We start from the raw sequence: 22501 nt of genomic DNA, 5'->3' as shown, positions 1-22501 counted from the left end.
CCTGCCCAGGGAACATGTCAGGACAATGTGATGTCAGACTTTCCTGTCAGCTTTACCGATGGATATTCTCGGCCCGTGCCCAAGCCTGAGCCCGTAAGCCTTGACTTCGCGGTGGACCGGTCGAGCCCCGTGCCGCTCTACTACCAACTCGCCCAGCAGTTGGAGAGCGCCATCGAGCACGGCCGACTCGCCCCGGGCTCTTTGCTGGGCAACGAGATCGAACTGGCCGGGCGGCTCGGCCTGTCCCGGCCGACCGTCCGCCAGGCCATCCAGTCCCTGGTCGACAAGGGCCTGCTGGTCCGCCGCCGCGGTATCGGCACCCAGGTGGTGCACAGCCAGGTCAAGCGCCCGCTGGAACTGAGCAGCCTGTACGACGACCTCCAGGCCGCCGGGCAGAGCCCGGCCACCCGGGTGCTGCGCAACGAGACCGAGCCCGCCTCCGCCGAGGTCGCCGCCGCCCTCGGGGTCGCCGAGGGCAGCGAGATCCAGGTGATCGAACGGCTCCGCCTCACCCACGGCGAGCCGATGGCGTACCTGTGCAACTACCTGCCCGCGCAGCTGCTGGAACTGGACAGCGAACGCCTTGAGGAGACCGGCCTGTACCGGCTGATGCGCGCCGCGGGCATCACCCTGCACAGCGCCCGCCAGGCGGTAGGCGCCCGCAACGCCACCGCCGAGGAGGGCGAGCAGCTCACCGAGCCCGAGGGCGCCGCCCTGCTGACCATGCAGCGCACCACCTACGACGACACCGGCAGGGCGGTGGAGTACGGCACCCACATCTACCGCGCCTCCCGCTACGCCTTCGAGTTCCAGCTGCTGGTACGCCCCTGATCTCGGGTTTCCGCCGCGTCAGGGACAATGGACGGCTGGCGGGTCCCCGAGGAAGGCGAAGGAAGCAGTGGCGAGGGTGGAAAGGCGGCTGTGCGCGCTCATCGCGATCATGACGGCCGTGATGGCCGCGACCGTGACGGGGTGCAGCAGCACCGGGGGTCTGCGCGCGGAGGAACGGGCCAAGCAGGCCGCCGCGAACGGCAAGGCGGTCACCACCCCGCGGTGGACGGTGGCGATGGTCACCCACTCCGGCGCCGGGGACACCTTCTGGGACATCGTCCAGAACGGCGCCAAGCAGGCCTCCGTCAAGGACAACGTCAACTTCCTGTACTCCGCCAGCGACCAGAGCGACCAGCAGGCGCAACTGGTCCAGGCCGCCATCGACCAGCACGTCGACGGGCTGATCGTCACCCTGGCCAAGCCGGACGCCATGAAGGACGTGGTCGCCAAGGCCGAGCGGGCCGGAATACCGGTGATCACCATCAACTCCGGCGCCGACCAGTCCAAGGCGTTCGGCGCCCTCACCCACGTCGGCCAGGACGAGACCATCGCGGGGCAGGCGGTCGGTGACGAGCTCGACAAGCGCGGCAGGAAGCACGCCCTGTGCGTACTGCACGAGCAGGGCAACGTCGGCCACGAGCAGCGCTGCGCCGGAGTCAAGCAGTCCTTCCACGGCACCGTGGAGAACCTCTACGTCAACGGCACCAACATGCCCGACGTGCAGTCCGCGCTCCAGGCCAAGCTGCAGTCCGACAAGTCGGTCGACGCCGTGGTCACCCTCGGCGCGCCGTTCGCCGCCACCGCGGTCAAGGCCAGGCAACAGGCGGGCAGCAGCGCCGAGATCGACACCTTCGACCTCAACGCCCAGGTCGCCCAGGGCCTGTCCGACGGCAGCCTCGGCTTCGCCGTCGACCAGCAGCCGTACCTGCAGGGGTACGAGGCGGTGGACCTGATGTGGCTGTACAAGTACAACCGCGACGCCCTCGGCGGCGGCAAGCCGGTGCTCACCGGCCCGCAGATCGTCACCAGGGACGACGCGGACGCGCTGCGCCAGTACACCCAGCGGGGGACCCGATGACCCAGGCCACCCTCGACGAGCGCCTGGTGCGGCGCTCGCTGCCGCGCCGCCTGCTGGCCCGGCCCGAACTCGGCTCGGTGGTCGGGGCGGTCGCGGTGTTCCTCTTCTTCTCCTTCGTCGCCGACTCGTTCCTCCAGCCGTCCAGCCTAGGCACCGTGCTGTACGCCTCGTCGACCATCGGGATCATGGCGGTGCCGGTGGCGCTGCTGATGATCGGCGGGGAGTTCGACCTGTCGGCCGGGGTGATGGTCACCACCTCCGCGCTGTTCTCCTCGATGTTCAGCTACCAGATGACCGCCAACGTCTGGGTGGGCGTGGGGGTCTCCCTGCTGGTCACGCTGGCCATCGGGTTCTTCAACGGGTTCGTGCTGACCCGCACCAGGCTGCCGAGCTTCATCATCACCCTCGGCACGTTCCTGATGCTCACTGGACTCAACCTGGGCTGCACCAAGCTGATCAGCGGCACGGTGGCCACCAAGAGCATCTCCGACATGCAGGGTTTCGACTCCGCCCGCGCGGTGTTCGCCTCCCACCTGACCATCGGCTCGGTCGACCTGCAGGTCACCATCGTGTGGTGGCTGGCCCTGGTGGCGGTCGCCACCTGGGTGCTGCTGCGCACCCGGGCGGGCAACTGGGTGTTCGCGGTGGGCGGTGGTGCCGACGCGGCCCGGGCGGTCGGCGTTCCGGTGGCGCGCACCAAGATCGGCCTCTACATGGCGGTGGCGCTGTGCGCCTGGATCTCCGGCCAGCATCTGCTGCTCTCGTTCGACGTGGTGCAGTCCGGTGAGGGCGTCGGCAACGAACTGCTCTACATCATCGCGGCCGTCATCGGCGGCTGCCTGATGACCGGCGGCTACGGCTCGGCGATCGGCTCGGCCGTGGGCGCGTTCATCTTCGGCATGACCAGCAAGGGCATCGTCTACGCCCAGTGGAACCCCGACTGGTTCAAGTTCTTCCTCGGGGCGATGCTGCTGCTCGCCACCTTGCTCAACCACTGGGTACGCAAACGCGCGGAGGCCAGCACATGACGCCACTGGTCGAGCTGGAAGGCATCAGCAAGTTCTACGGCAACATCAAGGCCCTCGAAGGCGTCTGCCTCGACGTGCGCGCGGGGGAGATCACCTGTGTGCTGGGCGACAACGGCGCGGGCAAGTCCACCCTCATCAAGATCGTCGCCGGGCTGCACCAGCACGACGGCGGCAGCTACCGGATCGAGGGCGAGGAGGTCCGGCTGGGCTCACCGCGCGAGGCCCTGGACCGCGGCATCGCCACCGTCTACCAGGACCTGGCGGTCGTCCCGCTGATGCCGGTGTGGCGGAACTTCTTCCTCGGCTCCGAGCCGCGCAAGGGCCGCGGCCCCCTCAGGCGCCTCGACGTGCGCACGATGCGCGAGACCACCCGCGCCGAACTGTTGCGGATGGGCATCGACCTGCGCGACGTGGACCAGCCCATCGGCACCCTGTCCGGTGGTGAACGGCAGTGCGTGGCGATCGCCCGCGCGGTGTACTTCGGCGCGAAGGCCCTGGTGCTGGACGAGCCGACCGCGGCGCTCGGCGTCAAGCAGTCCGGCGTGGTGCTCAAGTACCTGGCCGCGGCACGTGACGCGGGCCTCGGCGTGGTGCTCATCACGCACAACCCGCACCACGCCCACCTGGTCGGCGACCGCTTCGTCCTGCTCAAGCGCGGCACGATGGCGGGCAGCCACACCAAGGCGGAGATCACCCTGGAGGAGCTGACCCGCCAGATGGCGGGCGGCAGCGAGCTGGAACAGCTCAGCCATGAGCTGAGCCGACCGGACGGCCTTCGCTCACCGGACCGCGCATGAGGCAGAATCGCCCAGTAGAGCCCCCGACCCGGAGAGACCCCTTGAGCGCCTACCGCGAACGCGTCCACCGTAGGGGCGCGGCGCGAGCCACCGTCCTGCAGACCGTCGGCCGCCGCGAACGCCGCTCCCATCTCACCGCGCCCCGGGTGCCCACGGTGGGCATCGACATCGGCGGCACCAAGGTGATGGCGGGCGTCGTGGACGCCGACGGCAACATCCTGGAGAAGCTGCGCACCGAGACCCCGGACAAGTCCAAGAGCCCCAAGGTGGTCGAGGACACCATCGTCGAGCTGGTGCTCGATCTGTCCGAGCGGCATGACGTGCACGCCGTGGGTATCGGCGCCGCGGGCTGGGTGGACGCCGACCGCTCCCGGGTGCTGTTCGCACCGCACCTGTCCTGGCGTGACGAACCGCTGCGGGACAAGCTCGCCGAGCGGCTGCTGGTGCCGGTGATGGTGGACAACGACGCCAACACCGCGGCCTGGGCGGAGTGGCGGTTCGGCGCCGGGCGCGGCGCGGACGACCTGGTGATGATCACGCTGGGCACCGGCATCGGCGGCGCGATCCTTCAGGACGGCCAGGTCAAGCGGGGCCGGTACGGGGTCGCGGGCGAGTTCGGCCATATGCAGGTGGTGCCCGGCGGGCACCGCTGCCCGTGCGGCAACCGCGGCTGCTGGGAGCAGTACAGCTCGGGCAACGCGTTGGTGCGCGAGGCTCGCGAACTGGCCGCCGCGGACTCCCCGGTGGCGCAGGCGATCATCGACCGGGTCGGCGGCAACGTCAGCGAGATCACCGGTCCGCTGATCACCGAGCTGGCCCGCGAGGGCGACGCGATGTGCGTCGAGCTGTTCCAGGACATCGGACAGTGGCTGGGCGTCGGCATCGCCAACCTGGCCGCCGCGCTCGACCCGTCCTGCTTCGTCATCGGCGGAGGCGTCAGCGCCGCCGACGACCTGCTGATCGGCCCGGCCAGGGACGCCTTCCGGCGTACCCTGACCGGTCGCGGCTACCGGCCGGAGGCCCGGATCGTCAAGGCCGAACTCGGGCCAGAGGCGGGCATGGTGGGCGCCGCGGACCTGGCCCGGCTGATCGCCCGCCGCTTCCGCCGCACCAACCGGCGGCGGGTCGAACGCTACGAGCGCGCCGGGCTCGGCACACGGCTGGTGCCGCGCGGCCGGGAGGACGCACGATGATTCCCACCTCCGCCACCACCGGGCATCCGCGGGGACGGCGCCGCTGGGTGCAGTGGATCGTGGTCGCCCTGCTGATCGTGATCCCGTCCGGCTACGGCGCGGTCGCCGCCGTGCAGAGCCGGGACACCGACGGCGCCAAGTCGCTGAAGGCCGAGATGGCCGGTCTGGTGGACGACTGGCCCGCCCGGACCCAGCGCAGCATCTACCAGGTGCCGATTCCGTACAACGCCACCAAGGTCGCCTACTTCGAGTCCAACGCGTGGCAAACCAGCTCGCTCTACGTACAGTTCACCACCACCGCGGGTGGACTGGACACGTTCCTGGCGCAGTTGGGCGCGGGGCGCGAGGACCTGAAGGGCGGCGCGGTGACCATCACCGCCGACCAGTCCCAGCGGGTCGGCTGGAAGTTCTCGCCAGCACACGACTGGGCGGGCGCCACCCTGCCCGGCCACGGCGACAAGCCCGAGCACCGGATCACCGTCAACCTCGACAACCCCGACAAACCGGCCGTCTACCTCGTTTCCACCACAACCTTCCGCTGAGGCATGCCCGGCACGGGGGTGCTGAACGGCTCATTCCGCTCCCTCGATAGCGTGGCCGGGTGACTGACCCGAAGACCCTCCAGCACCGGATCGAAGGCCCGCAGGACGCCCCCGTACTCGTGCTCGGTCCGGCCCTCGGCACCACATGGCACATGTGGGACCGGCAGATACCCGAACTGACCGCGCACTGGCGGGTGCTCCGCTTCGACCTGCCGGGCCACGGCGGCGCCCCCGCGGAACCCGCGCCCTCCGTCGGCGAGCTGGCCGACCGGCTGCTGGCCACCCTCGACGGCCTCGGCGTCGAGCGGTTCGGCTACGCGGGCTGCTCGATCGGCGGTGCCATCGGTCTCGACCTGGCGCTGCGCAGCCCGTGCCGGGTGGCCTCGCTGGTCCTGGTCTCCGCGGCGGCACGCTTCGACACCCCCGACGGCTGGCGGCAGCGCGGGGTCGTCGTGCGGTCCGGTGGACTCGCCCAGATCGCCCAGACCACCCCGGAGCGCTGGTTCACCCCGGCCTTCCGCACCGCACAGGCGTCCATCGTCGAGTGGGGCGTGCAGATGGTGCGCACCACCGACGCCGAGTGCTACATCGCCGCCTGTGAGGCACTGGCCACCCATGACGTACGGGCGGAACTCGCCGGGGTCGCCGTCCCGACGCTGGTCGTGGCCGGTGCGGAGGACCAGGCCACACCGCCCGCCGAGGCCCGCGCACTGGTCGCGGGCATCCCCGACGCCCGGCTCGCGGTGGTGCCCGGTGCCGCCCACCTGGTTCCGGTGGAGCAGCCGAGGGCGTTCACCGATCTGGTGGTCCGGCACCTTTCCACCGCCTGGCAGGACCGTGCCGTCACGCCCACCCCGCCCCCGTTCCGGCCGCCCGTCGAGCCCACGCCGCCGCACCCGGCCGCCGCCCCGGCACTGGCGCCGTTGACCACCCCGCCGCCCGCGGCGCCGGTACCCCCGCCGCCGGTGGCACCCGCGCCGAACGTCGCCCCGGCGGCCGCGCCGAACGCCGCCCCGCCCGCCGCGTCGCCGATGGCGCCGCCCGCGGCGCCGACCGTAGTGCCCGAGCCGTCAGCCGCCGTGCCTGGGCAGCGGCCCGACCCGTACGACACCGGCATGCGGATCCGCCGTGAGGTGCTCGGCGACGCGCACGTGGACCAGGCCGCGGCCGAAGCCGACGAACTCACCGCGGACTTCCAGGACTTCGTCACCCGCTACGCCTGGGGCGAGATCTGGTCCCGGCCGGGTCTTGACCGCAAGACCCGCAGTTGCGTCACCCTCACCGCGCTCGTCGCTGGCGGCCATCTGGACGAGTTGGCCTTCCATGTCCGCGCGGCACTGCGCAACGGCCTGTCGCCCGCCGAGATCAAGGAGGTGCTGATGCAGACCGCCGTCTACTGCGGCGTGCCCGCCGCCCGCTCCGCCCTCGCCGTGGCCCAGCGGGTCATCAGGGAGGTCGCCCAACTGCCCCGCTGAGGGTTCGCCGGATACCCGGATCGGCTCGCCCCGCCAGGGCCGTGGTCTGACCGCGCCCCGGTGAAATGATGTTGGGGAAACGGTTCCCGGGACGGCTTGACAGGGGAGACAACCATGAAGCTGACCAAGAAGGGTCACGCCTGCGTCCGGCTGGAGAAGGGCGGGCAGACCCTGGTCATCGACCCCGGCGCTTTCAGTGAGCAGGACGCGGCGGTCGGCGCCGACGCGATCCTGGTCACCCATGAGCACCTCGACCACTTCGACGAGGACCGGCTGCGGGCCGCGCTCGACGCCAACCCGGCCGCCGAGATCTGGACCCTGCGCAGCGTCGTCGACCGGATCGCCGCCGCCTTCCCCGGGCGGGTGCACACGGTGGGCAACGGCGACACCTTCCAAGCGGCGGGCTTCGACATCGAGGTGCACGGTGAACTGCACGCCGTCATCCACCCCGACCTGCCGCGCATCACCAACATCGGCTTCCTGGTGGACGGTTCGCTGTTCCACCCCGGCGACGCGCTCACGGTGCCGGACAAGAGCGTCAGCACGCTGCTGCTCCCGGTACACGCTCCGTGGAACAAGTTCTCGGAGGTCGTCGACTACCTGCGCGAGGTCGGTCCGCGACAGGCCTACTCGATCCACGACGGATTGCTGAACGACGCCGGGCACGGGGTCTACAACCGCAACCTGGGACCGTCCGGCCCGGGTATCGGCGGGGCCGAGCACCGCAGGATCGTGCCGGGGGAGAGCGTGGAACTGGCGTAGCCGTCCGGCCTGTCAGTGGCGGGCGGTAGATTGCGGGACATGGCACTGCGCATCGCGACCTGGAACGTCAACTCGATCACCGCCCGCCTGCCGCGGCTGCTGGCCTGGCTGGAGAACAGCGGCACGGACGTGCTGTGCATACAGGAGACCAAGTGCACGGCGGAGCAGTTCCCCTCCGACCAGCTGCGCGAGCTGGGCTACGAAGCGGCGGTCAACGCGAACGGCCGGTGGAACGGCGTCGCGGTGCTGTCCAGGGTCGGGCTGGAGGACGTGGTGCTCGGCCTGCCGGACGGCCCGGACTACGACGGCAGCCAGGAGCCGCGCGCGGTGGCGGCCACCTGCGGCGCGGTGCGGGTGTGGTCGGTGTATGTGCCCAACGGCCGGGAGGTCGGCCATGACCACTACAACTACAAGCTGCTCTGGTTCGAGGCGCTGCGGCGGGCCGTCGCCGACGACGCGGGCGGGGACCGGCCGTTCGCCGTCCTCGGTGACTACAACGTGGCCCCCACCGACGACGACGTCTGGGACTCGTCGGTCTTCGAGGGGCTGACCCATGTCACCCCGGCGGAGCGCGCCGCGCTGGCCGCACTGCGCGAGACCGGCCTGTCCGACGTGGTGCCCCGCCCGCTGAAGTACGACCGGCCGTTCACCTACTGGGACTACCGGGAACTGTGCTTCCCCAAGAACAAGGGCATGCGCATCGACCTGGTCTACGGCAACGCGCCCTTCGCCAAGGCAGTCGGCGACGCCTATGTGGACCGCGAGGAGCGCAAGGGCAAGGGCGCCTCCGACCACGCCCCGGTCGTGGTCGACCTGGAGCTGTAGCCGCTTTACGACCTGTACGGACGGGTACCGGAGCGCACACACTGTGCCGCCCCGGCGCCGCGGCCCACCCGCGTACGCTGAGCGGCCATGACCGCCGTTGACCCGGGCCGTCCCCTCGTGCCCAGCTTCGCCCTGCACATCGCCGCCGCCGAACTGTCGCCGGAACCGCTCGATCCGGCACAGATCGTCTCCGGCACTCCCGAGGCGACCGGCGCCGTCCTGTGGGAGTCACCGGACGGCACCCGGGCGCACGGCATCTGGCAGATCACCCCGGGAGCGGTCACCGACACCGAGGCCGACGAGATGTTCGTGGTGCTCAGCGGCCGGGCCACGATCGAGGTGGCGGACGGCCCGACGTTCGAGGTGGGCCCTGGCGATGTGTGCGTGCTGCGCGAGGGCGACCGGACGACATGGACGGTGCACGAGACGCTGCGCAAGGCGTACAGCGTCCGTATCTGATCGCCGCGTCTGACGTCGCGCCCGGACCGGTGGTGCCAGTCTGTCGGTATGGATATCTCGTTCTTCGACAGATGGCGCAAGCGGCACGGCACCGCGCGTGGCGTGTCCGTCACCGCCCCGGGCACCGTCGACCAGGAAGGTGTCGCGGAACTGCTCTCGGAGTGCGAGCTGTTGCGGGAACAGGCGTCGGCGGCCGGGGTCGAACTCGACGACACCGCGGCCTCGTTGGCGGCCCTCGACCAGTTGCCGCCGCAGTGGCGGGACGATCCGGACAACCTCTCCTGGCTCGGCAACGACGCCGGGCTGTACCTCGGCACGGTCATCGTGCGCAGTGTGCCCGGCGCCGTCTGGCAGATCTGGCCGAACGGCCGTCCTGTGGTGCGATTGGCCTCCGGCCGGGAGATCGACGTGGTCGCCGCGGGCCACGCCTGGGCGACCGGGGGCACTCCGGAACTGGCCCAGGTCCACGCCGAGGCGGCCGAAGGCCATTGAGGGTGCGGTTGGCGGCGCCCTGAAGGGTCGCGGGGCTGTGTTCATGTGCGGCTCCGCCGCGTGGGCGCGACCAGCCACAACCGTGCCGCAGACGATCGACGGCCTATCGCCACCCACCCAGCGGAGCCCCCCGCACGCCTAGCGGAGCCCCTCCCCCCATCCAGCCGAGCCCCCGCCCACCCAGCGGAGCCCGGAGCGCCTACCCGCAGAGCCCGCCCGAGTCCGACGTGATCCACCCGTGCGCGGCACGTAGCAGACGGTCGTAGCAGAACCCGGAATCGTCCGCACCCCGATAGTGCTCAACGGACGTGCCGTCCGCCGTCAGCACCGCCCCGGCCTTGCGGGCGAGTTCACCCGTGGCGGTCAGCCGGTCGTCCGAGACGGCCGTGACGTGCCAGCCACCGCGGCCGGACCGTACGGCGTCCGTCTCGGTGCGCCCCTGCGTCACCGCCGCGCGCAGGTCGTAGTTGTTGTAGTCGACGTTGGAGACCGCGTCGCTGTCCACGTCGATGGGGTACGCCCAGGAGTGCCGCACGGCGGTCCGCTGGTCGCGGCCGGGACCAGCGGTGCGCACCGTGGTGGCCCCGGTGTCCGTCTGGCGCACCACCTGCCGCTGGCCGGTCTTGGAGACCGCGTCGGTGTTGCGGTACCCGAGGTGCTGTTCGACGGTGGTCACCACCCGTCCACCGGAAGTGTCGACATAGCCACTGATCGACCAGTCGCGGTGCACGTCCACCGCGACATCCGTACCGCCGTCCGCCCGCTTGGTCTGCGTGGTCGCCACCCGAGGGGCCGCGCCCAGCGAGTCCGCGGTGACCGCGCCGCCGGTGTGGGACCGGCCGTGGTCGGTGTCCAGGAACAGTGAACCGCCCACCGTCCAGGTGTCGTTGGCGTCATACGGGGTGATGGTCAGCGAGTGCGGCCTGCCGTCGGCGAGTTGACCGGCGAACGGGGTCAGGTCGAGGTCGTAGGCCTCGGTGCGGAACTGGTCGATGGCCGGGATCGGCCGCCACAGCGTGGGCACGATGCCGCCCGAGTACACCACGGGATACGGCTGTGCCAGCCCGGCCGGACGGCCGTCCACCGAGACCAGCACCTCACGGTAGGGACCGCCGCCGCACAGGTAGTCGGGCGCGGTCCTGGCCAGGTCGTCCGGTACGGCGGTGAACCACTGCTCGTCGCACCCGCCGCCGCGCGCGTACAGCTCCAGCCGGGCCCGGGTCAGATTGGCCGGGAGCGACACCGAGGTGGTCGCCGACTGGCCCTTGCCCAGCTCGAACCAGGGCGCGCTCTTAGGGTCGTGCCGGTCGACGGGTATCACCTGGTCGGCGGTGCGCGCGGCCGGATGCCGGGCGTCGGCCAGGTAGTAGGTGAAGCTCAGCCGCATGTGGTAGACGCCGGTGTAGGTGGAGTTGACCACGTTGCCCAGCTCCACCTGGAGCTGCTGAGGGCTCCTCAGCAGCGGGATGAACTCGGTGATGTCCTTGTCGACATGCCAGTTGACGCCGTCCTCGTCAGGCTCGGCCGTACTGGTGCGGAAGATCTCCGCGCCACCCAGCCACACCCCGGCGAGCCGGTCGTACTGGCGGCCCTTGACGCTGCCCGACCAGTCCATGACGACCTTCGTCCACGGACCCGCGCAACGGCTGGGCGGTGTGACGGTGGTGCTGAACGGGGGATCGGCGAGGTTGTCGCCGAAGTCATGGCGCATCACCTCCACCGTGCAGTGCCGGGTGGCCGGGCGGCTGACCGGCGGCAGGGCGGACACCGGATCCTGGTAGTCCACCGCCGGGTTCGAACGCGGTCCCGGTGCCGCCGCGGCCGAGGCGGGCGCGCTCAGCCCGCCGAGCGCCAGCGCCGCCGCGGCACCGAGCGCGGCCAGTAACGGCCAAAGGGACAGTAATGGCCACAAGGACAGCGGTCGCCCGAAAGGCAACCGTCGCCCGCCGGAAAGTGACCGCTCTCGTCTGGTCCGTGCCATCGAATCGCCCTCTCCTGATCATCCATGAGCACTTGTGATCACCGTCGCCCGTACGCTGCCGTACTCGCCGACGCCCGACAAGACCGCCGGATCGGGCGTCAGGTCGGCCCCGCATCCACGGGATCGGGCCCGGAGCCGGGCATCATGGCGCAGAGGACCCCGCGAACCACCCAGACCGGGAGATACGACATGGAATCCCTGGAGAAACTCCCCAACATCGGTGCGATCCTCGCCGACCGGCTGCGCGAAGCCGGGGTGTGCGACGCGGCGGAACTGCGTCGGCTCGGCGCGGAGGCGGCGTACGCCAAGATCAGCGCGGAACTGCCGGAGGACGCCCGCGGTCACACCCTCTTCGCGCTCGAAGGCGCCATCCGCGGCACCCGTTGGACCTCCATCCCGCAGGAGGAGCGCGCCACCCTCGCCTCGCGCGTCTTCGACTGACCCATCCGGGCGGCGCGGCAGGCCGTACCCACGCATCAGTAGCCGCCGCGCCGCCCATACGGCCCACGCCCGAGCGCCGACCCCCCGGCGTGGCCGGATCATGACCCCATGGCAGTAATGGTCGCTGTGGGCGCGTTCTGGATGACCCTGCTCGGCGGCGCGGTGGCACACCGCATCGGGGATCGCCGCCATCTCGTCCTGGGGTTCGCCGCCGGGCTGATGCTGGGCGCGGTCGGCTTCGACCTGCTGCCGGAGGCCCTCCGCGCCCAACCGGCGAACGTGTTCGGCGTACCCGCTGCGCTGCTGCTGTTCGTCGCGGGCTTCCTCGCCATCCACACCGCGGAGCGCGCGGTCGCCGTCCGCCGTGCCCACGAGGGCGAGTACGCCGCCCACACCCACCGCTACCGGCACGACCGCGCGCCGCCGCGGGCCCTCGGGATCGCCGCGGCGAGCGCCCTGATCGCACACAGCGTCATGGACGGCTTCGCCATCGGCGCGGCCTTCCAGACCGGGGCGACCGTCGGCGCGGTGGTGGCGCTCGCCGTCATCGCCCACGACTTCGCGGACGGCTTCAACACCTACACGGTCACCTGGCTGTACGGGAACGACCGCCGTCGGACCTTCGCCCTGCTCGGTTGCGATGCCGTGGCGCCCGTCGTCGGCGCCGCCACCACCTTGGGCGTCACCCTCCCACGCGGCGTGCTCGGGCTGTACCTGGGGTTCTTCGCCGGGTTCCTGTGCTATCTCGCCACCTGCGACATCCTGCCCGAGGCACACAGCCCGCACCCCTCGCTGTCCACGCTGCTGTGCACGCTCGCGGGCGCCGGGTTCATGTGGCTGGTCATCGCGATGGCGAGTTGACGTGGCGTCGGCCTGACGTGAGGTGCCGACCTGACGTGACCCAAGGGCGCGGAACGTTACAGCCGGACGAAACATCACCGCGGCGGCCGCCGCCCCCCTGTCGTCGCTCCTGTCCCGCCGGTAGGCTCCCGGCCCTGTCGTTCGCTTGGAGGTACGCATGGGTCCTGCCGCAGGATCGACAACTCGCCGCCGAATAACGGCACTTGCCGCGACCGGCGCCGTGCTCGCCACGCTCGCCGCGGGCACGCCGGCGGCGGCTGGCACCCCCGTCGCCGCCCCGGTGAAGTCGCCGGTCGCGGTCGGCTACGGCGGCGCCGTCTCCAGCGTGGACGCCAACGCCTCCGCGGTCGGCATCGACGTCCTGCGGCACGGCGGCAACGCGGTGGACGCGGCCGTCGCCACCGCCGCCGCGCTCGGGGTGACCCAGCCGTACTCGGCCGGTATCGGCGGCGGCGGCTACTTCGTCTACTACGACGCCAGGACCCACCGAATATCCACCATCGACGGACGGGAGACCGCACCGCGCACCGCGAACAGCGGCCTGTTCCTGGAGAACGGCAAGCCGCTCCCGTTCGACCAGGCGGTCACCAGCGGCCTTTCCGTGGGCACCCCCGGCACCCCCGCCACCTGGCAGGCCGCCCTCGACCGCTGGGGCACCCGCTCACTGGCCCAGTCGCTCGCACCGGCCGAGCGCATCGCCGAACGCGGCTTCACCGTCGACCAGACGTTCCGCCAGCAGACCGCCGCCAACCAGGCGCGGTTCGCCGACTTCCCGGCCACCGCCAAGCTGTTCCTGCCCGGCGGCAAGCTGCCGGTGGTCGGCTCCACCTTCACCAACCCCGATCTGGCCCGCACCTACCGGGAGTTGGGCCGACGCGGCCTCGGCGCCCTCTACCGCGGCGACATCGGCGCCGACATCGTCAGCACCGTCCACCATCCGCCGGTGAGCCCGACCGCGACCCGCAAGGTCCGCCCCGGTGACCTGAGCGCCGCCGACCTGGCCGCGTACGGGGTGCGGTACCGGCAGCCGACGCATGTGGCGTACCGCGGCCTCGACGTGTACGGGATCGCGCCGTCATCCTCGGGCGGCACCACGATGGGTGAGGCCCTGAACATCCTCCAGCGGTACGACCTCGCCGGGATGAGCCCGGCGCAGTACCTGCACCACTTCATCGAGGCCAGCCGGATCGCCTTCGCCGACCGGGGCCGCTGGGTCGGTGACCCGGCGTATGTCAACGTGCCCACCCGCGGCCTGACCTCACGCCGGTTCGCCGACTCGCGGGCCTGCCTGATCAAGTCCGACGCGGTCCTCACCAGCCCGCTGCCGCCCGGCGACCCCTACCACCCGTCGCACGGCTGCGACCACGGCGGCACCGCGGAACCCACCACGTACGAGGGCCAGAACACCACCAACCTAACGGTGGCCGACCGGTGGGGCGACGTCGTCGAGTACACCCTCACCATCGAGCAGACCGGTGGCAGCGGCATCGTGGTGCCCGGCCGTGGCTTCCTGCTCAACAACGAGCTGACCGACTTCGACTTCACCCCGGCCAACCCGGCCGTCCCCGACCCGAACCTGCCGGGTCCCGGCAAGCGTCCGCGTTCCTCGATCTCCCCGACGATCGTGCTCAAGGACGGGTGGCCGGACTTCGCGATCGGATCGCCCGGCGGCGCGACCATCATCACCACCGTGCTCCAGGTACTGCTCGGCCATGTCGACCGCGGGCTGCCGCTGGTGGACGCGATCGCCGCGCCGCGCGCCAGCCAACGCAACGCCGCCAACACCGAGTTGGAGCCCGGCCTCTACAACAGCCCACTGCGCGGTGAGCTGGAGAAGATCGGCCACCACTTCACCCTCAACCCGGAGATCGGCGCCGCCACCGGTGTCCAGCGCCTGCCGGACGGCCGGTGGGTCGCCGCCGCCGAGACCGTACGCCGCGGCGGCGGCTCGGCCATGGTCGTCTGGCCGTCCGGGAAGCCCTGACTCAGCCCAGCAGCGCCACCGCCGTGTCGAACGCCGCGTCACGGCGGTGGCCGAACTCCCCGGCGGTGAAGACCGGTTCGCGGATGTCCGGTGGAACACCCCGGCCGTCGAAGGTCCGCCCGTCGCGGGTCAGGAACTCCTCGTTGGGCAGTCCGAAGCTCCAGCCGTTGGGCAGCTCACGGTCCAGGACGTCGGAGAACACGCCCTGGGTGTTCTCACCGATCCGGACCACCTTCCCCGGTCGGTCGATCAGCGCCTGGGTGAACGTCTCTCCGGCGCTGACGGTCGATCCTCCGGTCAGTACGGCCAGCGGGCCGGTGTAGCGCGGGGCGTCGGCCGGGCGCACGGTGATCGGCTGCGGTCGGCTGAACCGGGCCGGGTCGTCCGGGTCGTCGCGGTGCCGCTTGGCGTACGCGAGGTAGGGGCGGTCCGTCAGCCGGGAGGCGATGCGCAGCCCCAGTTCGTCGGAGCCGCCGCCGTTCACCCGCAGGTCGATGACCAGCCCCTTCAGGTCCTTTGCCCGCGTCGCGCTGAACACCGTGTCCAGTGCCTGATCGAGTGCCTTCTCGTTGGCGGCGTACGGATCGTTGCGGTCGGCCGTGTAGCCGCCGAAACCGGAGACGCGCAGGTACCCCAGGCCACTGGGCAGATCGGCATAGCTGATCCGGCCGTCCGCGAACTCCGTCAGCGGTCGACCGCGCAGGTCACGGTCCTTGACGTACGCCTTCACCTTGGCGTCGAGCGCCGGGCTGGGCACCACCGTTCCCGGCCGTACCTGGCCGAAGTACCGGGAGCCCCCGTCGGACACATGAACATGCGCGTCGTTCAGCGGCGCGACCATGTCCCGCAGGACGGTGAAGAGCTGGTCATCGGAGGTGTGGGCGCTGACCCGCGGGCGGTAACGGACGTGCGCCGCCTGCCAGTTGACGCCCTTGGCGGCGAAGAACGGGTAGTTCTCCGCGAAGGTCCGCCAGAACGTCTCGAACACCGCCACCGGATCGGACGGCGCCTTGTGCGCGCACGCGGTGGGCAGGGCGCTGATCCGCCGCAGCCCGCGGTCGCCCGGAGATCCGGCCACCTGGAAGGCCGCGCTGTCCGGCCGGGCCGACGGCCGAACGGTGTAGAGGTCCTCGTGGGACGTCGTGTATGTGACCGAGCCGTCCCTGGCGGGTGGTCCCGACTGCTGGGCCACCTCACCCGGAAGGCAACCGACGGCCGTCGTCTGGAACGTGCGGAGCTGACCGTGCTCGACGCTGAGCACCGTGCCGTAGCCGTCCATCCGCCACACCCCGTGCAGGGGCGCCGCGGCGCTCGCCGAGCCCGCCGGGACCACGGCTGCTCCGAGCGCCACCAGTCCGACGGCCGCGTGTTGAATCCTGTGCACCATGCGGACCATCGTGTCCGCGACAGGCCCGGCCGGGACATCCCGGCAGCACGCGGGGTGGGAGTGGGGAGAACCCCACTCCCACCCGGGCGCTCACCCCAGCAGCTTGATGATCGCCTCCGTGCTGTCGGTCTCGGCCAGCATCGGGAAGATCCGCTCCACGCTGTTGCGGTGGGCGTCCGGGTTCATGTCGGTGACCGCGTCCGTGGCGACGGTCACGTGGTAGCCGTGCTCATGGGCGCCACGGGCCGTGGACTCCACGCCGACGCTGGTCGCGATACCGGCCAGCACGATCTGTGTCACGCCCCGGCGGCGCAGCTCCAGGTCGAGATTCGTGCCGTGGAACGCGCCCCACTGCTGCTTGGTGACGGTGATGTCCTGCGGCTGCCGACCCAGTTCCGGGACCAACTCCGCCCAGTCGGCGGGCAGTTCGCGGTCCGGCAGCGGCGTGTCGGTGCGGCCTGGCGCGCGGCCCGCGACGTTCACCAGGACGACCGGCAGGCCCTTGGCGCGGAAGGCCGCCGCCAGCCGCGCGCCGCGCTCCACGATCTCGGCGCTGGGGTGGACACAGGGCAGGGCGACGATGCCCTTCTGCAGGTCGATCAGGACGAGCGCGGTCCGGGGGTCAAGTGCCGTTGCTGGCATGGACGGTGCCTACTTCCGTTCGTCGTCGTGCGGTTGGGGATGACCGGGTCAGTGGCGTCTGGCGCGCAACGCCCGGTCGGCGATGGTCAGTGCGAGCAGCAGCACGCTCAGCGCGCCCGCCGTGGCGGCCATGCCGTGCAGCGCGGCATCGGTCGCCCGCGACCCGTAGAACAGGCCGATCAGGCTGGACGCGACGATCGCGCCGAGGTACTGCGCGGTGCGCTGCAGTCCGGCCGCGGCGCCGGTGCCGCCGGGCGGCGCCTGGACGTAGACGGCGGCCTGGTTGCCGGTGGAGGTGAGGCCCTGCGGCAGGCCGAAGACCGTGCCGATCAGCAGCACCACCGCCAGCGGTGTGTGGGCTCCGGCCAGTAGCAGCCCCGCGCTGCCCACCGCGAGCAGCGCCGCGGCCAGGGTGAGCTGGGCCCGGATGCCCTTGGTGCGAGCGCCGAGCAGCGAGCAGACCGCGGCGGCCACCGACATCGGCAGCATCACCAGACCGGTGTCGAACACCGAGATGCCATGGGCCTCCTCCAGCCACTGCGAGTAGCCGTACATCACGCAGTAGATGACCAGATAGGCGATGCCGTGCCGTAGGTAGGTGGCGGCCAGCGCCCGGTTGCGGGTCAGCATGCGCGGGTCGATGAAGGGGACGGCACGGCGCAGCTCCCACCAGGTGAGCACGGCACCGAGGACCACGAGCACCGGCAGCAGCGGCCAGCGCGGGTGGTCGAGCCGCATCAGGAACACCGTGGTGACGGTGAGCGCGGCGGCGAACAGCGCGATGCCCACGGGATCGAGCGCCGCCGTGGCCCGCGGCGACCCGGCGGGCCTGCCGCCCGGCAGCCACAACGCCGCCAGCGCCAGCGCGACCACCGCCAACGGCATGTTCACCGCGAAGATCGCCCGCCAGCCCAGGGTGGCCGTCAGCACCCCGCCGAGCACCGGGCCGACCGCCGCGCTGGACAGCCCGGCCAGCGACAGCAGCCCGAGCACCGTGCGCGGGGTCTGACGGTCCAGCCGCTCCGACTCCGCCCGCAGTAGCGCCATCGCCGCCGGATACGCCCCCGAGGTACCCAGGCCCAGCAGCATCCGGGAGACCACCAGCCAGCCGAGGCTGGGAGCGAGGGCGCCCACCGCGCCCGCCGCGCACACCAGCACCAGGCTGGCCAGGAAGACCCGGCGTGCCCCGAGCAGGTCGGCCAACCGGCCCATCGCGGGCTGGCCGATGGCGCTGGCCAGATAGAGGGAGGCCATCAGCCAGGCGGTCTGCGCGGCGCCCACGTGCAGATCGGTGCCGATCGCCGCCAACGCGGTGGCGATCATGGTCGAGTTGACCGGGTTCAGTACGGCTCCGAGCAGCAGCGGGGTGATGAACCTCGGGCCGAACCCCGCCTGTTCACCGGTGCCCGAGCGGGCTGCCGCGGTGCGGGTTCCGGTGCGTGTCACGACTCGGCTAGCCGCTTCAGCAGCGCGATGGCCTCGTTCAGGGTGCGCCGCTCGGCGGGGTCCAGGACGCCCGCGATGGCCTCGGCGAGCCAGCTCTCCTTGGCGTGCCGCACCGAGGTCAGGCCCTTGCGGCCGTCCGGGGTGAGGGAGAAGACCACCTGGCGGCCGTCGGTGGGGTGCGGGGCGCGGGTCACTATGCCCTGCTCCTCCAGCGCGCCGAGGGTCATCCGCATGGACTGCGGACGAACGTGTTCGGCGCGCGCCAGTGCCGCGGTGGTGGCTGGCCCGTCGCGGTCCAGCCACCCCATCACCGATCGCTGCGTCGGCGTGAGCGCCCCTTCCGGGGACTCCGCCCGCAGCCGCCGCATCAACTGCCCGATGACCACGGACAGTTCCGTCGCGGTGTCGGTGTCGTGTGCCGCCTTTCGTGCCATGCTCCCACGGTAAATTATCGACAGGTGAACTTGCAAGTTTCCCTGTTGATCTGGGGTGGGTCCGGAGTCCGCGGGGCACGGGACCCGGGTCCGCGGAGGGGTTCGGGGGCCGCGGTCCCCGGGGATGCTTTCTTTCCCGCGCAGCGGTCTTGTCACGGTGAGCTGGCCGCTCATACCGTCTACGCACGTAGACCCCTGCGTGACGTCGCGTCAAAGGAGCTGCCCAATGGCCACAGTTGTACGCGCCGCACTGGTCCAGGCGACCTGGACCGGTGACACCGAATCGATGATCGCCAAGCACGAGGCGCACGCCCGCGCGGCGGCCGCACAGGGCGCCAAGGTGATCGGCTTCCAGGAAGTCTTCAACGCCCCGTACTTCTGCCAGGTCCAGGAGCCCGAGCATTACCGCTGGGCCGAGCCCGTCCCCGACGGCCCCACCATCCGCCGGATGTCCGCGCTGGCCCGCGAGACCGGGATGGTGATCGTCGCCCCCGTCTTCGAGGTGGAGCAGACCGGCTTCTACTACAACACCGCCGCGGTCATCGACGCCGACGGCACCGTCCTCGGCAAGTACCGCAAGCACCACATCCCCCAGGTCAAGGGCTTCTGGGAGAAGTACTACTTCAGGCCCGGCAACCTCGGCTGGCCGGTCTTCGACACCGCGGTCGGCAGGATCGGCGTCTACATCTGCTACGACCGCCACTTCCCCGAGGGCTGGCGGGCCCTCGGCCTCGCCGGAGCGCAGCTGGTCTACAACCCGTCGGCCACCTCCCGTGGACTGTCCGCCTACCTGTGGCAGTTGGAGCAGCCCGCCGCCGCGGTCGCCAACGAGTACTTCGTCGCCGCCATCAACCGTGTCGGACACGAGATCTACGGCGACGACGACTTCTACGGCACCTCGTACTTCGTCGACCCGCGCGGGCAGTTCGTCGGCGACACCGCCAGCGACAAGGAAGAGGAGCTGGTCGTGCGCGACCTCGACTTCGCGATGATCGAAGAGGTCAGGCAGCAGTGGGCGTTCTACCGGGACCGCCGGCCAGACGCCTACGGCGACCTTGTGGAGCCGTGATCGTTATGACGGCCATGACCGAAACATCCGCACCCAGCAACGGCGACCACGCCAGCCTGCACGCCCGTCACCGCGCCGTCATGCCCGACTGGCTCGCCACGTACTACCGGCAGCCCATCGAGATCACGCACGGCGAGGGGCGCCACGTCTGGGACGCGGAAGGCAACAGGTACCTCGACTTCTTCGGCGGCATCCTCACCACCATGACCGCGCACGCCCTGCCCGAGGTCACCCGGGCGGTCAGCGAGCAGGCCGCAAGGATCCTGCACTCCTCGACGCTGTACCTGAACCGCTCCGCGGTCGAACTCGCCGAGCACATCGCCCGGTTGTCCGGCATTCCCGACGCCAGGGTCTTCTTCACCACCTCCGGCACCGAGGCCAACGACACCGCACTGCTGCTGGCCACCAGTCACACCCGCTCCAACCAGGTGCTGGCGCTGCGCAACAGCTACCACGGCCGCTCCTTCTCCGCCGTCGGCGTCACCGGCAACACCGCCTGGTCGCCGACGAGCCTGTCACCGCTGCAGACGCTCTACGTACACGGTGCGGTCCGCAGCCGCGGCCCCTACGCCCAGCTCACCGACGCCGAGTTCATCGCCGCCTGCGTCGCCGACCTGGAGGACGTCCTCGGGCAGGCAGGCGGCTCGGTCGCGGCACTGATCGCCGAACCCATCCAGGGCGTGGGCGGGTTCACCGCGCCGCCGGACGGGCTGCTCGCCGCGTTCCGCGAAGTCCTCGCACCCCGTGGCATCCTGTGGATCAGCGACGAGGTGCAGACCGGCTGGGGACGCACCGGCGAGCACTTCTGGGGCTGGCAGGCGCACAGCCAGTCGGGACCGCCGGACATCCTCACCTTCGCCAAGGGCATCGGCAACGGCCTGTCCATGGGCGGCGTCGTCGCCCGGGCGGAGGTGATGAACTGCCTCACCGCCAACTCCATCTCGACGTTCGGCGGCAGCCCGGTCACCACCGCGGGCGCCCTCGCCAACCTCAAGTACCTACTGGAGCACGACCTCCAGGGCAACGCCCGCCGGGTCGGCGGACTGCTGGCCGCCCGGCTGTCCGCGATCGCCGCCGCCTCCCCGCTGGTACGGGAGGTACGCGGCCGGGGCCTGATGCTCGGCGTGGAGCTGGTGGCGCCCGGCACCGAGGACCCCTCGCCGCAGGCGGCCACCGCGGTGCTGGAGGCCGCCAGGGAAGGCGGACTGCTGATCGGCAAGGGCGGCAGGGAGGGCAACGTGCTGCGCGTCGCACCGCCGCTCACCCTCACCGTCGCCGAGGCCGAGGAGGGCGCCGGGATCCTTCAGGACGCGTTGCGCACCGCGACCGAGCGACTGCGAGAGGGGAAGGCCACGCCATGAGCCGTACCGCACGTACCGTGATCCGCGGCGGACTGGTGATCACCGCCGCCGACGAGGTGCACGCCGACATCCTCATCGAGGGCCCCCGGATCGCCGCGCTGGCCGCGCACGGCAGCCAGGCGGCCGCCGGATGGAGCGCCGACCGCACGATCGACGCCACCGGAAAGTACGTCGTTCCGGGCGGAGTTGACGCGCACACCCACATGGAGATGCCGTTCGGCGGCACCTTCGCCTCGGACTCCTTCGCCACCGGAACCCGCGCCGCCGCCTGGGGCGGCACCACCACCATCATCGACTTCGCGGTCCAGAGCGTGGGCCACTCGCTGCGCGAAGGACTCGACGCCTGGCACGCCAAGGCCGATGCGCAGTGCGCCATCGACTACGGCTTTCACATGATCCTCGCCGACGTCAACGAGCACACCCTGAAGGAGATGGACCTCCTCGTCGAGGAGGGCTGCACCTCGTTCAAGCTGTTCATGGCCTATCCCGGGGTGTTCTACAGCGACGACGGGAAGATCCTGCGGGCCATGCAGCGCGCCTCGGGCAACGGCGGGCTGATCATGATGCACGCCGAGAACGGCATCGCCATCGACGTACTGGTGGAGCAGGCGCTGGCCGCCGGGCACACCGACCCCCGCTACCACGGGGAAGTCCGCAGGGCGCTGCTGGAGGCCGAGGCCACGCACCGCGCCATCCAGCTCGCCCGGGTCGCCGGAGCACCGCTGTACGTCGTGCACGTCTCCGCCGCCGAGGCCGTGGCCGAGCTGGCGCACGCCCGTGACCTGGGGCTGGACGTCTTCGGCGAGACATGCCCGCAGTACCTGTTCCTGTCCGCCGACGATCTGGCCAGGCCTGACTTCGAGGGCGCCAAGTACGTGTGCTCCACACCGCTGCGCCCCGTGGAGCACCAGGCGGCGCTGTGGCGGGCGCTGCGCACCGACGACCTGTCGGTGGTCTCCACCGACCACTGCCCGTTCTGCTTCTACGGGCAGAAGGAGCTGGGCCGCGGTGACTTCTCCAGGATCCCCAACGGCCTGCCGGGCGTGGAGAACCGGATGGACCTGCTCCACCAGGCCGTGGTGGAGGGGAAGTTGACGCGCCGCCGTTGGATCGAGCTGGCCTGCGCCGCCCCCGCGCGGATGTTCGGCCTCTACCCGCGCAAGGGAACCCTGGCGCCCGGTGCCGACGCCGACGTGGTCGTCTACGACCCGCACGCCGAGCAGGTGATCTCCGCCGAGAGCCACCACATGAACGTCGACTACTCGGCCTACGAGGGCAAGCGGGTCACCGGGCGGGTCGAAACCGTGCTGTCACGCGGCGAGTTGGTCATCGACGCCCGCAGCTACGTGGGCCGGGCCGGGCACGGCCAGTACCAGCCGCGCGGTATCTGTCAGTACCTCACCGGACACTAGG

Annotated in this window: 22 protein-coding genes; 17 read left to right on the top strand and 5 right to left on the bottom strand. The window is 71.2% G+C overall.

The features are described 5' to 3' along the window. Positions 1-75 precede the first annotated feature (75 nt). The 11 genes from NON19_RS14070 to NON19_RS14020 all read left to right on the top strand — a co-directional run bounded on the left by NON19_RS14070 (position 76) and on the right by NON19_RS14020 (position 9482). Entirely contained in the window at positions 76-831 is a 756-nt protein-coding gene (locus tag NON19_RS14070; RefSeq protein WP_255927925.1) for a GntR family transcriptional regulator, read from the top strand. Between the two features lie 109 nt (positions 832-940). Next, positions 941-1909 carry a sugar ABC transporter substrate-binding protein gene (locus NON19_RS14065; protein WP_255928070.1) on the top strand — a complete coding sequence of 323 codons (969 nt, stop codon included), beginning with the start codon at positions 941-943 and terminating at the stop codon, positions 1907-1909. Further along, positions 1906-2937 (top strand): ABC transporter permease, encoded by a 1032-nt coding sequence (locus NON19_RS14060; RefSeq protein ID WP_255927923.1) that lies wholly within the window; start codon positions 1906-1908, stop codon positions 2935-2937. The genes NON19_RS14065 and NON19_RS14060 overlap by 4 nt, the downstream gene beginning before the upstream one ends. Then, positions 2934-3734, top strand: a complete 801-nt coding sequence (locus tag NON19_RS14055) for an ATP-binding cassette domain-containing protein (RefSeq protein WP_255927921.1) — start codon at positions 2934-2936, stop codon at positions 3732-3734. The genes NON19_RS14060 and NON19_RS14055 overlap by 4 nt, the downstream gene beginning before the upstream one ends. Before the next feature lie 41 nt (positions 3735-3775). Further along, complete coding sequence (locus NON19_RS14050) at positions 3776-4927, top strand: ROK family glucokinase (protein WP_255927919.1); 1152 nt, start codon at positions 3776-3778, stop codon at positions 4925-4927. After that, positions 4924-5469 (top strand): hypothetical protein, encoded by a 546-nt coding sequence (locus tag NON19_RS14045; RefSeq protein ID WP_255927917.1) that lies wholly within the window; start codon positions 4924-4926, stop codon positions 5467-5469. The genes NON19_RS14050 and NON19_RS14045 overlap by 4 nt, the downstream gene beginning before the upstream one ends. A 59-nt stretch (positions 5470-5528) precedes the next feature. Then, complete coding sequence (gene pcaDC, locus NON19_RS14040; protein ID WP_255927915.1) at positions 5529-6944, top strand: bifunctional 3-oxoadipate enol-lactonase/4-carboxymuconolactone decarboxylase PcaDC; 1416 nt, start codon at positions 5529-5531, stop codon at positions 6942-6944. Between the two features lie 114 nt (positions 6945-7058). After that, the gene (locus NON19_RS14035; protein WP_255927913.1) at positions 7059-7706 is read left to right on the top strand and encodes an MBL fold metallo-hydrolase; all 648 of its coding nucleotides are present in this window, start codon (positions 7059-7061) and stop codon (positions 7704-7706) included. A 45-nt stretch (positions 7707-7751) separates the two neighbouring features. Further along, entirely contained in the window at positions 7752-8531 is a 780-nt protein-coding gene (locus NON19_RS14030) for an exodeoxyribonuclease III (protein ID WP_255928068.1), read from the top strand. A gap of 87 nt (positions 8532-8618) precedes the next feature. Continuing rightward, positions 8619-8990: a cupin domain-containing protein gene (locus tag NON19_RS14025; protein ID WP_255927911.1), complete on the top strand. Its 372-nt coding sequence runs from the start codon at positions 8619-8621 to the stop codon at positions 8988-8990. 48 nt (positions 8991-9038) lie between these two features. Continuing rightward, the gene (locus NON19_RS14020; protein ID WP_255927909.1) at positions 9039-9482 is read left to right on the top strand and encodes a DUF6278 family protein; all 444 of its coding nucleotides are present in this window, start codon (positions 9039-9041) and stop codon (positions 9480-9482) included. Between the two features lie 199 nt (positions 9483-9681). Here NON19_RS14020 and NON19_RS14015 read toward each other — a convergent pair whose 3' ends face one another. Next, complete coding sequence (locus tag NON19_RS14015) at positions 9682-11463, bottom strand: peptide-N4-asparagine amidase (protein WP_255927907.1); 1782 nt, start codon at positions 11461-11463, stop codon at positions 9682-9684. A 189-nt stretch (positions 11464-11652) separates the two neighbouring features. On the opposite strand from NON19_RS14015, the gene NON19_RS14010 reads away from it, so the two are divergent. The 3 genes from NON19_RS14010 to ggt all read left to right on the top strand — a co-directional run bounded on the left by NON19_RS14010 (position 11653) and on the right by ggt (position 14749). Further along, on the top strand, positions 11653-11904 hold the full coding sequence (locus tag NON19_RS14010) for a TfoX/Sxy family DNA transformation protein (protein ID WP_255927905.1): 252 nt from the start codon (positions 11653-11655) through the stop codon (positions 11902-11904). Positions 11905-12012: 108 nt separating this feature from the next. Beyond that, positions 12013-12765 carry a ZIP family metal transporter gene (locus tag NON19_RS14005; RefSeq protein ID WP_255927903.1) on the top strand — a complete coding sequence of 251 codons (753 nt, stop codon included), beginning with the start codon at positions 12013-12015 and terminating at the stop codon, positions 12763-12765. 157 nt (positions 12766-12922) lie between these two features. Beyond that, positions 12923-14749 (top strand): gamma-glutamyltransferase, encoded by a 1827-nt coding sequence (gene ggt, locus NON19_RS14000; RefSeq protein WP_255927901.1) that lies wholly within the window; start codon positions 12923-12925, stop codon positions 14747-14749. A 1-nt stretch (position 14750) separates the two neighbouring features. Here the strand turns inward: ggt and NON19_RS13995 are convergent, their stop codons facing one another. The 4 genes from NON19_RS13995 to NON19_RS13980 all read right to left on the bottom strand — a co-directional run bounded on the left by NON19_RS13995 (position 14751) and on the right by NON19_RS13980 (position 18658). Then, entirely contained in the window at positions 14751-16136 is a 1386-nt protein-coding gene (locus NON19_RS13995) for a S41 family peptidase (protein WP_255927899.1), read from the bottom strand. A 90-nt stretch (positions 16137-16226) separates the two neighbouring features. Beyond that, complete coding sequence (locus tag NON19_RS13990) at positions 16227-16778, bottom strand: isochorismatase family protein (RefSeq protein WP_255927897.1); 552 nt, start codon at positions 16776-16778, stop codon at positions 16227-16229. A 48-nt stretch (positions 16779-16826) separates the two neighbouring features. Beyond that, entirely contained in the window at positions 16827-18224 is a 1398-nt protein-coding gene (locus NON19_RS13985) for an MFS transporter (protein ID WP_255927895.1), read from the bottom strand. Next, on the bottom strand, positions 18221-18658 hold the full coding sequence (locus NON19_RS13980) for a MarR family winged helix-turn-helix transcriptional regulator (protein WP_255927893.1): 438 nt from the start codon (positions 18656-18658) through the stop codon (positions 18221-18223). The genes NON19_RS13985 and NON19_RS13980 overlap by 4 nt, the downstream gene beginning before the upstream one ends. A gap of 226 nt (positions 18659-18884) precedes the next feature. Between NON19_RS13980 and NON19_RS13975 the strand changes: the two genes are divergently transcribed. From NON19_RS13975 to hydA, 3 genes are read left to right on the top strand one after another with little or no spacing between them, the layout of a single operon-like run. Then, positions 18885-19727, top strand: coding sequence for a nitrilase-related carbon-nitrogen hydrolase (locus tag NON19_RS13975; protein WP_255927891.1), 843 nt, complete (start codon positions 18885-18887; stop codon positions 19725-19727). 14 nt (positions 19728-19741) lie between these two features. After that, positions 19742-21088, top strand: a complete 1347-nt coding sequence (locus tag NON19_RS13970) for an aspartate aminotransferase family protein (protein ID WP_255927889.1) — start codon at positions 19742-19744, stop codon at positions 21086-21088. After that, entirely contained in the window at positions 21085-22500 is a 1416-nt protein-coding gene (gene hydA / locus NON19_RS13965; RefSeq protein ID WP_255927887.1) for a dihydropyrimidinase, read from the top strand. The genes NON19_RS13970 and hydA overlap by 4 nt, the downstream gene beginning before the upstream one ends. The last annotated feature ends 1 nt before the right edge of the window (position 22501 follow it).

It is taken from the genome of Streptantibioticus rubrisoli (assembly GCF_024436055.1).
GTDB lineage: Bacteria > Actinomycetota > Actinomycetes > Streptomycetales > Streptomycetaceae > Streptantibioticus_A > Streptantibioticus_A rubrisoli.
This window is presented reverse-complemented; position numbering and strand designations above follow the sequence as displayed.